Origin of the sequence: Chromobacterium haemolyticum DSM 19808 (genome assembly GCF_000711885.1) — a bacterium.
Taxonomy (GTDB): Bacteria; Pseudomonadota; Gammaproteobacteria; order Burkholderiales; family Chromobacteriaceae; genus Chromobacterium; species Chromobacterium haemolyticum.
The window spans coordinates 73,546-86,577 of the sequence record NZ_JONK01000018.1 but is presented as its reverse complement, the minus strand read 5'-3'; the positions used below and the strand labels follow the sequence as shown (position 1 = coordinate 86,577).

Below are 13,032 nucleotides of genomic sequence, written 5' to 3'. Positions count from 1 at the left end.
CGCTTCATGCGGGGCTTGGTCATCGAACAAAATGGGACGGGGCTTAGAACCTGTTTACGATCTGCTGCGCGTCGTGGAGCGTTACACGGTGTGTGCACCTTCAAAATGCGCATGTACCGTGTGTACACTCCGCTTTCTCAGCTGTTTTCGCCTTGTCTCTCCTTAGCTCGCGAGATCGTAAACACGTTCTTACAAATCGTCGGCGGTAAAGAACAGGGGCACGCCGTCCTTGCTGTCCGGGTGCAGCTCCGGCAGCACATGCACTTCGCGCACATGGCATTCCGCCATCAGTTCGCGGAAACTTTCTTCAATCAGTTGCACATTGTCCAGCGCCGCCAGCGGCCAGACGAAGGCTTCCCAATTGCGCTCGTCGCCTTCCGCGGACAGAGTGATATGCAGTTCGCCGTTATCGTGAGCGGACAGGATGGCCACCGGCTCCTTGTTCAGTTCACGCAGGCGGCGGATCTGGCTGCTGGCGAATACCTGCATCGCCACCTCGAAACGGGCGTAGTTGCCCGCCACCATCGCCTGCATCGCGGGCATCGGCGGACGAGCGATGGGGAACAGCGTCACGCCGTCGGCCTTCAACTGCTCGCCCAGGAATTTCATCAGCGGCATGCCCCAGCTGCCCACCGCGCCGCCCAGGCGCAACGGCGGTTCCGCGCCCTCCGGCTGAATCGCCACGCCCAATAGGTAGCGCAGGAACACGCCCTCTTCTTTTACCGTGACCGGTGCCGGTTGCTGCGGCAGCAACGCGCGGGCATGGGCCGGGTCGCGGTTCAGCTTATAAAGCTGGGCGGAGTCCAAGCCCACCACGCTGTCCGGGTGCAAGAGCGCGCCGCCCAAGGCAACGTCGGCGTCGCCGGCGAACACGCCGTGCTCGCGCAGCAGCTGGTTCAGGCCGGCCTCGTCGGCAATCTCGCCGGGCAGCGTGGTCTGGCTCTTGCTGCCGGCCACCAACACCAAGGGCATGGCGAAGACAATGGCGCGGCCGCCGCCGGTGTTTTCCACCGCGTCGCGCAGCGCGTCCCACACCAATTGATAGCATTGCTGCGACGGCACCATGGCGAGCGCCACGGAAATGGACAGCAGCTCACCGCGCGCCAGCATCTCGGCCATCGCGTCTCGCACCGCTGAGAACCACATTTCCCGATCGGACTCGGTCTTGGCGTTCAGCGCCGACTGGGCATTGTGAATCAGCATATTGGTCAGCGCCACTTGCGGGTGGTACTGGCGCGGATCGGGAAGGGTATGGCGTACGGCGTCCATGAAGGGGAATCCTGCTGCAATCGGAAAACCGCTATTTTGGCACAGCTGCGGCGGCCATGGTGCGCCGCGACAGAGGCGGCCCCGGCCGAGATGTACCAGATGCGCGACAGAAAATTATAATTTCACACATTTGCGAAAAACAACATGTTGACACTCGATACCGCAATCTGGATAATTCGTTCTCGTTGAGATGCAGCAATTGCTTCTTGATAGTTTCTCCTCTATTTCTCCTTTGTAGACTTGGCGCGGACCTAACGGTACCGCGCATTTTTTTTGCCTTTCCCCCAGCCACACCCATGCTAAGCATTCGCTAAGCTTTTGTTAAACAACAAAATTATTAAAATTCGTGTAATAAGGGAACTTGCCTGCCTGTCCCTCGCAACTTGATCACGTCCTCCCTCCTCTCAGGTATCTGCGCTATCTTGATCCGTTTTCGCTTTAGTCAAAAACAATGCCATTTAGATTTAAACAGACAAAGCATATGACTAACGGCATTAGAACGGATTTCGTTTGTGAAAATTTAGGAAAACACACAGAGAAGAACTGTTGGATTCGAAAACAAATGAACAAGACTAAGACGCCGCCGGAAGCCGGGAGGCGAGAAAGAAGCGAGGCTGCGCCTGCGAAAACAGCGGCGAGCGAATGAAGACCAGATGGTTGCCGCGCCCTAAAAAACAATGGGCCGCACGGCAAAAAACCGCACGGCCCGAATCCTATCCGGAAACCGGTTAAGGAAATATGACAAATATCAACGGCGTTCTACTTGCGTCACATCGCGTACCGCGCCGGTGTCGGCGCTGGTGGTCATCGCCGCGTAAGCGCGCAGCGCAGGGCTGACCAGGCGGTCGCGGCCCAGCGGCTTCCAGGCGTCGCGGCCCTTGGCTTCCATCGCCGCGCGTCGCGCAGCCAGCGTTTCATCGCTGACCGCCAAGCGGATGGAACGGCCCGGGATATCGATCTCGATGCGGTCGCCCTCTTCCACCAGACCGATGGCGCCACCCTCCGCGGCTTCCGGTGACACATGGCCGATGGACAGGCCGGAGGTGCCTCCGGAGAAGCGGCCATCGGTCAGCAAAGCGCAGTCCTTGCCCAAACCCTTGGATTTCAGATAGCTGGTGGGATACAGCATTTCCTGCATGCCGGGGCCGCCCTTGGGGCCTTCGTAGCGGATCACCACCACGTCGCCGGCCACGATGCGGTCGGCCAGGATGGCCTCCACCGCCGCGTCCTGGCTTTCAAAGATGCGGGCGCGCCCGTTGAATTTGAGAATGGAGTCGTCCACGCCGGCGGTTTTAACAATGCAACCGCGTTCGGCGATATTGCCGGCCAGCACCGCCAGGCCGCCATCCTGGGAGTAAGCGTGCTCACGGTCGCGAATGCAGCCTTCGGCGCGGTCGTCGTCCACGGTCGGGTAGCGCATGGATTGCGAGAAGGCGATGGTGGTGGGCACGCCGCCCGGCGCCGCGCGGTAGAAGCGTCGCGCCTCGCTGTCTTCGCCGTGGCGGCGGATATCCCAGGCTTCCAGCGCTTCGCCCAGCGTGGCGCTGTGCACGGTGGGCACCTCGCGGCGGATCAGGCCGGCGCGGTCCAGCTCAGCCAGGATGGCCACCACGCCGCCGGCGCGGTGCACGTCTTCCATATGGTATTTCTGGGTGGCCGGAGCCACCTTGGCCAGACACGGCACCGAGCGCGAGATGCGGTCGATGTCCGCCATTTTGAAGTCCACTCCGGCTTCCTGCGCCGCCGCCAGCAGGTGCAGCACCGTGTTGGTGGAGCCGCCCATGGCCACATCCAGGCTCATCGCGTTCTCAAACGCGGCCTTGGTGGCGATGGCGCGCGGCAGCAGGCTGGCGTCGTCCTGCTCGTAATGGCGCTTGGTGATGTCCACGATCAGCCGGCCGGCGCGCAGGAACAATTCCTTGCGGTCCGCGTGCGTGGCCACCAGGCTGCCGTTGCCGGGCAGGGACAGGCCCAGCGCCTCGGTCAGGCAGTTCATGGAGTTGGCGGTGAACATGCCGGAGCAGGAGCCGCAGGTGGGACAGGCGGAGCGCTCCACGCGCTCTACATCCTCGTTGGACACCGCGCTGTTGGCGGCCTCCACCATCGCGTCCACCAGATCCAGCTTGCGGATGTCGTTGCCCCACTGCACCTTGCCGGCTTCCATCGGGCCGCCGGAGACGAACACCACAGGGATGTTCAGGCGCATGGCCGCCATCAGCATGCCGGGGGTGATCTTGTCGCAGTTGGAGATGCACACCAGCGCGTCGGCGCAGTGGGCGTTGACCATGTATTCCACGCTGTCGGCGATCAGGTCGCGGCTGGGCAGGCTGTAGAGCATGCCGCCGTGGCCCATGGCGATGCCGTCGTCGATGGCGATGGTGTTGAACTCCTTGGCCACGCCGCCGGCGCGTTCGATTTCCCGCGCCACCAGTTGGCCCATATTGTGCAAGTGCACGTGACCGGGCACGAACTGGGTAAAGCTGTTGGCGATGGCGATGATGGGTTTGCCGAAGTCGTCGTCCTTCATGCCGGTGGCGCGCCATAGAGCGCGGGCACCCGCCATATTGCGGCCGGCGGTGGAAGTGCGGGAGCGGTATTGGGGCATTGCTGATTCCTTAATTTCTGCATGGGCGGAAAGGCGCTCCGGGCCTGGCCTGCTTTAAGGCCGGGCCGCCTGGCTCCGGGTGCCGGGGAGCTCAAGGCAAAAATGCGCCGGGCGGCGGGTGGGCCGCGCGACGCGTGGGAACGCTTTCCCATATAATCCGTCCACATTCTTTTACCGCAAACGCACACGGCTGACAAATGATCATTCATCCGCAGTTCGACCCCGTGGCCATCCAGCTGGGCCCGCTAGCCATTCATTGGTACGGTCTGATGTACCTGCTGGGCTTCGCCAGCTTCCTGATCCTGGGCAATTACCGCATCAAGCGCGGCCACGCCTTCCTCACCTCCAAACTGCTGGACGATCTGCTGATGTACGGCGCCGTCGGCGTGGTGCTGGGCGGCCGCCTGGGCGAAGTGCTGTTCTACCAGCCCGGCTACTACCTCAGCCACCCGCTGGAAATCCTGATGGTGTGGAAGGGCGGCATGTCCTTCCACGGCGGCTTCATCGGCGTGCTGATCGGCGTGGCGCTGTTCGCGCGCAAGCACGGCCGCAGCTTCTGGGAAGTCACCGACTTCATCGCGCCGCTGGTGCCGCTGGGCCTGGCCGCCGGCCGCATCGGCAACTTCATCAACGGCGAACTATGGGGCCGGGTGGCCGATCCCAAGCTGCCTTGGGCGATGCTGTTTCCGCAAGCCAGAATGGACGACCTGGTCCAGGCGCAGCAGTCCTCCGACCTGATGGTGACCCTGCTCCAGTACGGCGGCCTGCCGCGCCACCCCTCGCAGCTGTACGAATTCGCGCTGGAAGGCCTGGCGCTGTTTGCCTTGCTGTGGTGCTTTAGCGCCAAGACGCGCGCCCGCGGCCAGGTGTCCGCGCTGTTCCTCATCGGCTACGGCCTGGCCCGCTTTGGCAGCGAATTCTTCCGCACGCCGGACGCCGGCATCTTCGGCCGGTCGGACGTGATCAGCATGGGCCAATGGCTGAGCCTGCCTATGATCGTGATCGGCCTGGCGCTGTTCTACCTGTTCGGCAAGCGCAAGGCAGCCTGAGCCAGGCTAGGCTAGAATACTTGCTATACGCGGCGGTCTTTAGAGCCGGCTTACGATCTCGCGAGCTAGAGCGAGACAAGGCGAAACCAGCTGAGAAAGCGGAATGTACATACTGTACATGAGCATTTCGAGGTTGGTTTCAACGCTGTATCGCTGACGCGCAACAGATCGTAAACAAGTTCTTAGCCCGCTGCTTCAAGGCCAGTCTTATGACTGGCCTTTTTGAATCGCCGGCCCGCCGGCGCCAGCCCTTGCGGCTTTTTGTCCGCAGATAGAGGAAAACACTGCCATGACCGCCATCAAACTGACGCTGGCCAGCGCCCTGCTGGCCGCCGCCACCCTGGCCAACGCCGCCCAGACCGTGCTCAAAGTCTCCGCTATTCCAGACGAATCCCCCACCGAACTGCAGCGCAAATTCGCGCCGCTGGGCCAGTACCTGGAAAAAGAGCTGGGCATGAAAGTGCAGTTCGTGCCGGTATCGGACTACGCCGGCGTGGTCACCGCGCTGACCTCGGACAAGCTGGACCTGGCCTGGCTGGGCGGCTTCACCTATGTGCAGGCCAGCCAGCGCGGCAAGGTGGTTCCGCTGGTTCAGCGCGAGGAGGACAGCAAGTTCACCTCAACCTTCATCACCAGCGGCCCGGCCAAGAGCCTGAAGGAGCTGAAGGGCGACAGCTTCGCCTTCGGCTCGGCCTCCTCCACGTCCGGCCATCTGATGCCGCGCTATTTCATGCAGAAGGACGGCATCAAACCGGAAAGCTTCTTTAAGAACGTCGCCTATTCCGGCGCCCACGACGCCACCGTGGCCTGGGTGGCCGCCGGCAAGGTGGAGGCCGGCGTGTTGAACAGCTCGGTGTGGCAAAAGCTGGTGGAAAGCAAGAAGGTGGATAGCGCCAAAGTGCGCGTAATCGCCACCACCCCGCCCTACTACGACTACAACTGGACGGTGCGCGGCAGCATGGACAAGGGTTTGCAGGACAAAATCCGCCAGGCCTTCCTCAAGCTGGACGCCAAGAATCCTGAACAGAAAGCCGTGCTGGATTTACAGCGCGCCAGCCGCTTCATTCCCACCAAGCCGGACAATTATCAGGGCATAGAAGCCGCCGCCACGGCCGCCGGGCTGCTGAAGTGAGCCTGGAGTTCCACGACGCCGGCCTGAAGCTGGACGGCGCCGTCATCCTGCGCGGCATAACGCTGCGCCTGGCCGCCGGCGAGCAAGCGGCCCTGATCGGCCCGTCCGGCGCCGGCAAGAGTTCGCTGCTGCTGCTGGCCAACACCGGCCTGCGCCCGGACGCCGGCGAGGTCCGGCTGCTGGGCGCCGACCCCTGGCGCCTGCCGCGCCGCGCCCTGCGCGCCTTGCGCGCGCGCATCGGCAGTGTCTATCAGACGCCGCCGCTGCCTCCGCGCCAGCGGGTGATCCATGCGGTGGCGGCCGGCAGGCTGGGTCATAGCGGCGAACTGGCGGCCCTGCGCCGGCTGCTGTGGCCGGACGACGCCGCCGGCGTCGCCGCCGAACTGGAACGGCTGGGCCTGTCCGACAAACTGTGGCAGCACTGCGACCAGCTGTCCGGCGGACAGCGCCAGCGTGTCGGCATCGCCCGCGCGCTGTACCAGCGCCCGGAACTCTTGCTGGCCGACGAACCCGTGTCGGCGTTGGACCCCAGGCTGGCCGACGACACCATTCGCCTGCTGTGCGAGGACGCCCGCGCGCGCCGCGCCGCGCTTCTGGTCAGCCTGCACTCGGTGCAACTGGCCTTGGAGCACTTCCCGCGCATCATCGGCCTGCGCGACGGCGCGATCGCCTTCGACTTGCCACGCGAACAGGTCGACTCCGCGCTGCTGACCGAACTCTACTCCGGCGACGCGCCTGACGCGGCGATGGAAGCGGCCGCGCCCGCCACGGCGCTCAGAGGCCTGCAATGCTGAAACCGCGCGACCCGGCCGCGCGCGCGAGGCTAGGCTGGCTGCTGCTGACTCTGGCGCTGCTTCTACCCACGCTGCCGCTGACTCAGTTCACGCTGGCCACCTTGCTCAACGGCGACACCTGGCTCAACCTGGCGCGCTTCGCCGCCGGCTTTCTGCCGCCGGCCCACGACGGCGACTTCCTGAAAGAAGTCGTGAGGGAAACCGTCGTCACGCTGGCGGTAGCCAGCGCCGGCCTGGTCCTGGCCATGCTGCTGGGCGCGCCGTTGGCCTTCGCCACCAGCCGCGCGCTGGACGATCATCAACTCACCGCCTCCCCGCCGCGCCGCGCGGTCTTGGCCGCGCAAAGCCTGCTGCGCGGGCTGATGGTGTGGCTGCGCGGCGTGCCGGACATCGTCTGGGCGCTGCTCTTTGTCCGCGCCGCCGGCCTGGGCAGCCTGCCGGCGGTGTTGGCGCTGGGCCTGGCTTACGGCGGCATGCTGGGCAAGGTCTACGCGGAAATTCTGGAATCCCAGCCACGCGCGCCGGCGCAGGCGCTGGCGGCCGCCGGCGCCAGCCGCTGGCAACGGCTGTGCTGGGCGCTGTGGCCGCAAGCGCTGCCGGAATTGATCAGCTATAGCGTCTACCGCTGGGAATGCGCGATTCGCGCGTCGGCCGTGATGGGTTTCGTCGGCGCCGGCGGCATCGGTCAGTTGCTGGACAGCAGCCTGAAAATGCTCAACGGCGGCGAGGTGGGCACTCTGCTCCTGGTGTTCCTGCTGCTGGTGGGTTTGAGCGAAGGCGTCAGCCGCTGGTCGCGGCGCGCTTTGGAACGCAACGGCGGCGGCCGCCGCCTGTTGCTGGCCGGCGGCGCGCTGGCCGCCTTCAGTCTTTGCTGGCTATGGCCGGACTGGCGAGCCAACGGCTTCGACTGGCGCGGCCTGCCGCGCTTCGCCATGGAATTCCTGCCGCCGGACTTCTCCCCCGCCGCTTTAAGACAACTGGGTCAGGGCGTGGTGGAGACCTTGGCGATGTCGGCGCTGGGCACGGTGCTGGCGGCCTTGCTGGCCATGCCGCTGGCCTTGCCGGCCGCCGGCCGGCTAGGCGTCGCAGCCAAGCGCGCGACGCGTCTGTTGTTGAACATGCTGCGCGGCATACCGGACCTGCTGTGGGCAGCGCTGGCGGTGTTGGCGCTGGGCCTGGGGCCGGCCGCCGGCGTGCTGGCGCTGGCGATGCATACCGCCGGCGTGTTGGGCCGCTTGTTTGCGGAAACCCTGGAAAACGCGCCGCCGCAGGCGGAACAGGCGCTGCTCCACGCCGGAGCCGGCCGCGCGGCCGCCTTCTGCTACGGGCCCTTGCCCATGGTCGCCAGCCAATGGCTGGCGTACACCTTGTACCGCTGGGAAAACAATATCCGCATCGCCACCGTGCTCGGCATCGTCGGCGCCGGCGGCCTGGGCCAGCAGCTGTATCTGGCGCTGTCGCTGTTCCAGCAGCAAGCCGCCGCCGCCGTCATCCTGGCGATGGTGGCGCTGTCCTGGGGCGTGGAACAGCTGAGCCGCGCGCTGCGCCGGCGCCTGGGCTGAGAGCCTGTTCAAAGTCTCGCGAGCAAAGGCGAGACAAGGCGAAAACAAGGAAAAAACGGAATGTACTCGTGCTACACGAGCATTTGAACTTGTACTCACCGTGCAACGCTCCACGAAGCGCTGCAGCCCTTGAACAGGTTCTGAGACGACGAACGGGGCGGCAAGCCTTAGCCTGCCGCCCCGTCCATTTTCATCCCATGCTTAATTGGCTTCCTTGCAAGCGACCAATCCACACACAAACATCGCGAAACCCGCGAACCCCAGCGCCTTGGCCACCAAGAACGGCCACTCCGGCGTGCCGCCATTGCTGCCGGACGCGCCAAAGCCCGCCAGCATCAAACCCAACCAGGCCAAGCCCCCGGAGGCCAGCAAAGCGCAGACCGCCCCGCCATACCATGCTCTCTTGCTCATCACGGTTCTCCTCTTCCCACGCTTTTGAATCTTCTTATTGTTCACATCCGCCCCGCCAACAGCCCTGCCAGGCACAGCAGCCAGCACAGACCGGTCGCCAGTAAAAATCCGCGCAGCAAGCGGGCCATGCCGCGCTGCCTTGCCTCCAGCGAGCGGCCGGCCAAGTCGCGCCCAAACAGCCGTGACAAGGTCAGGTCCAGCTCCTCAAGAGTGCCAGCCGAATCCACGGCCTGCAACAAGGCCGCGTCCAATTGCAAACGCCAGCCCAGCCAGGCTTGCCATAAAGCGACAGCAGCGCACAACGGCAGCCATAAGGCCGGCGCCGGCGTCAGCGCCGACAAGGCCAGCAAACCCCAACTAGGCCAGCACAGCCAGCGGCAGGAAACCAGAACCGCGGCGCTCAGCCGCGCCTGCGCAAGATCAGACGTCACAAGGGCTCCAATCGCGCGCACAGGCGCGCCAGTTCTTCACATTGCGCATCGCTCAGCTCCACGCGCTGGCGGCGTTGCCTCAGCAGCGCGCGCGCCTGCTCGACCGAGCCCGCGCGTCCGCTGAGCACCATCCAAGCCAGCAACACTGCCGCGCTGCGTGTCAGGCCCAAAGCGCAATGCACCAGCAACGGCCCGCGCTGGCCGGCCCGCAATCGATCCAGGGCCTGCACCGCCAGCCGCAATTGAGCCGGCGCCGGCAGCAGCAGATCCAGCAAGGGCTGGCTATGGTATACCACGGCTCCGGCCGCCTGGCGGTCGTATTCCGCGGCCAGGTCCAGCACCGCGACGAAGCGGGCGTCGCGCGCCGCGCTGACCGGCCCCAGCCAAACGTCCTCTATCACCTCCTCCGCGCCCGGCAAGCGGCGCAGAAAATAAGCATGCGCCAGCCGCGCGGCCAGGCTGTAAGGCCACAGCAGCACACGCGCGGCGAAGCGGCGGCGGCCGGCGTGTTTTTGCAGCGCGGCCGGACCCAGCCGCCAATAAGCCCACGCCAGCACGCTCAAGGCCAGCGCCGGCCAGGCCAGCAGCCAGCCCCAGCCGCCCAGCGCCGCCGCCAAAACCAGCAGCAACACGGCCCCTGCCGCGTAACGCGCGCCCAAAACGTGGCTGCGGCCCGGCTCGGGCGAACGCCAGGACGGGGCCGTCGGCGCCGGCATCGGCCACAGATAGCAGACCAGCACCGCCAGCGCGAAACCACTGGGCACATCCCAAAAATGATGCTGCCAGGTGGTCAGCACCGACACGCCGATCAAGGCGAACCAGCCATGCAGCAGCCAGAGCCAGCGCCGGGGCGTGTGCTGCCAGTAGCGCAGCCACAGCACCACCAACAGGCCGATATGCAGCGAAGGCGCCTGGTTGAACGGTTTGTCGAAGCCCATCAGCAGGTCGAACAGTTGCCCGAAAACGCCGTCCAGCGGCGGGCGCTCAAAGCCGAAGCGCAGCGGGCACAGCAGAAAGCACAGGCAGGACAGCAGGGTGACCGCCAGCAGGCGCTTGGCGTGGGCATTGAGTTCGGCGCGGCTGACGCACAGAAAGAGCGACAGGCCGTAGAGCAGGTCTATGCTCCAATACGGCACGATGGTCCACGGCCACAGCGGGATGGCCCGCTCCCAGGCCATCGCCACATTACCCACCCGCTCCGGCGGCAGGCCGGCCGCGTATTGATTGGCCGCGCCGTAGAGCAGGAAGAAGCTGGGCCCCAACAGCAACAGCCATAGACAGGCCAGCCGCCAAGGACGGCCGGCGGCGGCCGGCGCGCTCACGCCTCGGCCTCGGCCAGCGGCTGTGGCCGCTCCGTTGCGGCGTCGGCGCGGCGTCGCGCCAGGCTGACGCTGAAGATGCCCCATTCGTCGATGCGCTGCTCCAGCTTCTCGAAGCCGGCGTCGGACACCAGTTGGTCCATTTCCTGCTGAGTGCGCCGGCGCATGATCCAGTCCGCGCCGCCGCGATGGCTGCTCAGCGTGCGCGCGATCAGTTCCAGCTGCGGGTGCCAGGGCTGGTTGGTGTAGACCAGATAGCCGCCGGGCGGCACCGCCTCGGCCAGGCCGGCCAGCGATTGGCGGATGGGTTCGTTTTCGGGAAACAGCTCATAGAGGCCGGACACCACCGCCAGCGTCGGCGCCGGCTGCAACGCGGCCAGGCTGGCGCGGTCAAAGGCGTTGCCCTGGTCGAAACGCGCCACCGCTTCCAGGCCGCGTTCAGCGATCAAGCGTCGGCCGGCGCCGACGTTGATGTCGCTGTAATCGCGCAGCTGTACATGTTCCACCGGCTGGCCGGCCACGGCGTCCAGAATGTAGCGGCCATGACCGGCGGCGATGTCCAACAGGCGCAGCGGCCGGCCATCGACGCGCAGGCGGCTCATCGCCGCGGCAATCAGCTCCTCCAGGTTCAGCTTGCGCTGGCGTATCCCCTTCCAGCCCACGCTGTCCAGGTAGGCGCGGTCGCCCAGGCGGCCCAGCGGGCTGAAGCCGGACGCCTGATTGCGGTAAACGTAATCCAGGGTGCTGCCGGAATCGAAACCGGTGCGCCAGCCCAGGCGTATGCCGGCGGACAGGCGGCCCAGCGTGGCCAGGGTCAGCCGGGTCAGCGCAAACTGCCAGCGCAACGGCGACAGCCAGGAGCGCGGCTGCTGCAGTTGCTGGTATTCCAGCGCGGTATAGCCGGCGGCGTCGGCGCGGCTCAGGTCCACCGCCGGCGCGCCGGCCTCCACTCGTTGGATGAAGGCGCGAATCTTGTCCAGCGCCGACGCGCGGTCGCGCTCGCCCAAGGTGTCGTGGTAAAAGCCCGGCAGCAGGTGCATTTCCTTCAGGGGGCTGCCCAGTTTCTGGAAGAACTCGCGTTGCGGCCCGTGGTGCACGACGAAGTCAGCGCCCGACATCAACAACTGGGTCGGCAGCGTGATGGCGCCGGCGTCGGCGACGATGCGCTCGGCGGTGTCGTACAAGTCCAGCAGGATGTTGGAGGAAATCGGCCGGGTGATCAGCGGGTCGCTGTTGTAGGACGCGATGCGCTCCGGATCATGAGTCAGGAAGCGCGCCTTGACATAGGAGTTGACGAAGAAATTGCCCCGCAGCCGCTGCATCAGCCGGAGCCCAGGCCGGGCGAAGGGCACGTAGAGCTTGACCTTGAAGGCCGGCGAGGCCAGCACCAGCGCGCGCACGCGCGGCGCGTAGTCGTGGGCCCAGGCGGCCGCCAGCACCGCGCCCACGCTCTGGGCGATCACCACGATCTCCTCCATCGCCAGGCCGTGACGCTGGCACAGGTGGCGGACGAAGCAGTCCAGGTCGCGCACCGTGGCGCCCAGGCTGGGGCTGTAGCCGCGCGGCCCGTCGTTGCGGCCGTGACCGCGCGCGTCCCAGGCGAACATCGGCGTATCCGTCAGCTGCAACTCGTCCACCAGGTGCTGCAGGCGGCCGGAATGTTCGTGGCCGCGGTGCAGCAGCACGATGGCGCGCGGCCGCGCGCCGGGAGTCAGCGCCGGCCAATGCCGATAAAACAGGGTTTGACCGTCAAAACTGACAAACTGCGATTCTTCGGCTTGGCGCATGCTCCGGCTCCTTTCAAGCCTCCTGCTCCGCCGGCGCGGCGGGCAGGGTTTTTTGCTTCAAGTACAACAGCGATTCGCGGATGCGGTCGCGGAAAGCGGTTTTCTCTTCCAGCCACTGCAGCGGTCGGCCAATGGCGATATCGACGAAGAAGGGCACCGGCAGCCATTGGCCGCGCCCCATCGCCCGGCCCAGGCCGTGCAGATAGACCGGCACCACCGGCACGTCGGGGAAATCGCGGCTCAGATACCAGATGCCGGACTTGATCTCGGACAGCACCTCGGGTTCGCCGCGAGAGCCTTCCGGAAACAGGATCAGAATCCGTCCCTGGCGCAGCGCCTCGCGGCAGCCCTCCAACGGGTCCAGGCCCTTGGCCACGCCGCCGCGCACCACCGGGATAATGCCCACCACTTGGGTGGCGAACCAGGCGAACAGACGATTTTTCAGGAAGTAGTCCGCCGCCGCCGCCGGCTGCACCTCGGGGATGCGCCCCAGCGGAAACAGGCTGTACAGCGCCAGGATGTCCAGGTGGCTATTGTGGTTGGCCACCACGATGGCCGGGCCGTTCAGCGGCAGCCTCTCCTGATGACGCACCGTCACCCCCAACCACAATCGCACCACCGGCCGGGCCAGCAGCAACACAAACAGAATGCGCAGCAATCGGCTCATCATCGG

11 protein-coding genes are annotated in these 13,032 nt (G+C 65.7%); 4 read left to right on the top strand and 7 right to left on the bottom strand.

The window, feature by feature from the left end; translation table 11 throughout:
* Positions 1–189: 189 nt before the first annotated feature.
* On the bottom strand, positions 190–1,269 hold the full coding sequence (locus tag BR71_RS12295) for a hypothetical protein (RefSeq protein ID WP_043637681.1): 1,080 nt from the start codon (positions 1,267–1,269) through the stop codon (positions 190–192).
* Between the two features lie 748 nt (positions 1,270–2,017).
* Positions 2,018–3,874, bottom strand: a complete 1,857-nt coding sequence (gene ilvD / locus BR71_RS12290) for a dihydroxy-acid dehydratase (RefSeq protein ID WP_043637677.1) — start codon at positions 3,872–3,874, stop codon at positions 2,018–2,020.
* 197 nt (positions 3,875–4,071) lie between these two features.
* On the opposite strand from ilvD, the gene lgt reads away from it, so the two are divergent.
* From lgt to phnE, 4 genes are all read left to right on the top strand, one after another.
* Positions 4,072–4,923: a prolipoprotein diacylglyceryl transferase gene (gene lgt / locus BR71_RS12285; RefSeq protein ID WP_043637675.1), complete on the top strand. Its 852-nt coding sequence runs from the start codon at positions 4,072–4,074 to the stop codon at positions 4,921–4,923.
* A gap of 289 nt (positions 4,924–5,212) precedes the next feature.
* Positions 5,213–6,055: a putative selenate ABC transporter substrate-binding protein gene (locus BR71_RS12280; RefSeq protein WP_043590938.1), complete on the top strand. Its 843-nt coding sequence runs from the start codon at positions 5,213–5,215 to the stop codon at positions 6,053–6,055.
* Positions 6,052–6,849 (top strand): phosphonate ABC transporter ATP-binding protein, encoded by a 798-nt coding sequence (locus BR71_RS12275; RefSeq protein ID WP_043637671.1) that lies wholly within the window; start codon positions 6,052–6,054, stop codon positions 6,847–6,849. Before BR71_RS12280 ends, BR71_RS12275 begins: the two co-directional genes overlap by 4 nt.
* Positions 6,843–8,411 (top strand): phosphonate ABC transporter, permease protein PhnE, encoded by a 1,569-nt coding sequence (phnE, locus tag BR71_RS12270; protein ID WP_043637668.1) that lies wholly within the window; start codon positions 6,843–6,845, stop codon positions 8,409–8,411. The genes BR71_RS12275 and phnE overlap by 7 nt, the downstream gene beginning before the upstream one ends.
* Before the next feature lie 201 nt (positions 8,412–8,612).
* On the opposite strand, the gene BR71_RS12265 is transcribed toward phnE, so the two are convergent.
* The 5 genes from BR71_RS12265 to BR71_RS12245 are packed head-to-tail and all read right to left on the bottom strand — an operon-like array spanning position 8,613 to position 13,026.
* A complete protein-coding gene (locus BR71_RS12265; RefSeq protein WP_043590936.1) occupies positions 8,613–8,822 on the bottom strand; it encodes a hypothetical protein in 210 nt (69 codons plus the stop codon).
* A 41-nt stretch (positions 8,823–8,863) separates the two neighbouring features.
* Positions 8,864–9,253 (bottom strand): hypothetical protein, encoded by a 390-nt coding sequence (locus tag BR71_RS12260; RefSeq protein WP_043637665.1) that lies wholly within the window; start codon positions 9,251–9,253, stop codon positions 8,864–8,866.
* Positions 9,250–10,575, bottom strand: coding sequence for a phosphatase PAP2/dual specificity phosphatase family protein (locus tag BR71_RS12255; RefSeq protein WP_052370531.1), 1,326 nt, complete (start codon positions 10,573–10,575; stop codon positions 9,250–9,252). The genes BR71_RS12260 and BR71_RS12255 overlap by 4 nt, the downstream gene beginning before the upstream one ends.
* Positions 10,572–12,359 carry a bifunctional alpha/beta hydrolase/class I SAM-dependent methyltransferase gene (locus BR71_RS12250; RefSeq protein ID WP_052370530.1) on the bottom strand — a complete coding sequence of 596 codons (1,788 nt, stop codon included), beginning with the start codon at positions 12,357–12,359 and terminating at the stop codon, positions 10,572–10,574. The genes BR71_RS12255 and BR71_RS12250 overlap by 4 nt, the downstream gene beginning before the upstream one ends.
* 13 nt (positions 12,360–12,372) lie before the next feature.
* The gene (locus BR71_RS12245) at positions 12,373–13,026 is read right to left on the bottom strand and encodes a lysophospholipid acyltransferase family protein (protein ID WP_019102762.1); all 654 of its coding nucleotides are present in this window, start codon (positions 13,024–13,026) and stop codon (positions 12,373–12,375) included.
* Positions 13,027–13,032: the final 6 nt, after the last annotated feature.

Bases quoted from the DNA above. Each gene is read 5' to 3' on its own strand.
- BR71_RS12295 (WP_043637681.1), bottom strand. From the start codon at position 1,269: ATGGACGCCGTACGCCATACCCTTCCCGATCCGCGCCAGTACCACCCG.
- ilvD (WP_043637677.1), bottom strand. From the start codon at position 3,874: ATGCCCCAATACCGCTCCCGCACTTCCACCGCCGGCCGCAATATGGCG.
- lgt (WP_043637675.1), top strand. From the start codon at position 4,072: ATGATCATTCATCCGCAGTTCGACCCCGTGGCCATCCAGCTGGGCCCG.
- BR71_RS12280 (WP_043590938.1), top strand. From the start codon at position 5,213: ATGACCGCCATCAAACTGACGCTGGCCAGCGCCCTGCTGGCCGCCGCC.
- phnE (WP_043637668.1), top strand. From the start codon at position 6,843: ATGCTGAAACCGCGCGACCCGGCCGCGCGCGCGAGGCTAGGCTGGCTG.
- BR71_RS12265 (WP_043590936.1), bottom strand. From the start codon at position 8,822: ATGAGCAAGAGAGCATGGTATGGCGGGGCGGTCTGCGCTTTGCTGGCC.
- BR71_RS12250 (WP_052370530.1), bottom strand. From the start codon at position 12,359: ATGCGCCAAGCCGAAGAATCGCAGTTTGTCAGTTTTGACGGTCAAACC.
- BR71_RS12245 (WP_019102762.1), bottom strand. From the start codon at position 13,026: ATGAGCCGATTGCTGCGCATTCTGTTTGTGTTGCTGCTGGCCCGGCCG.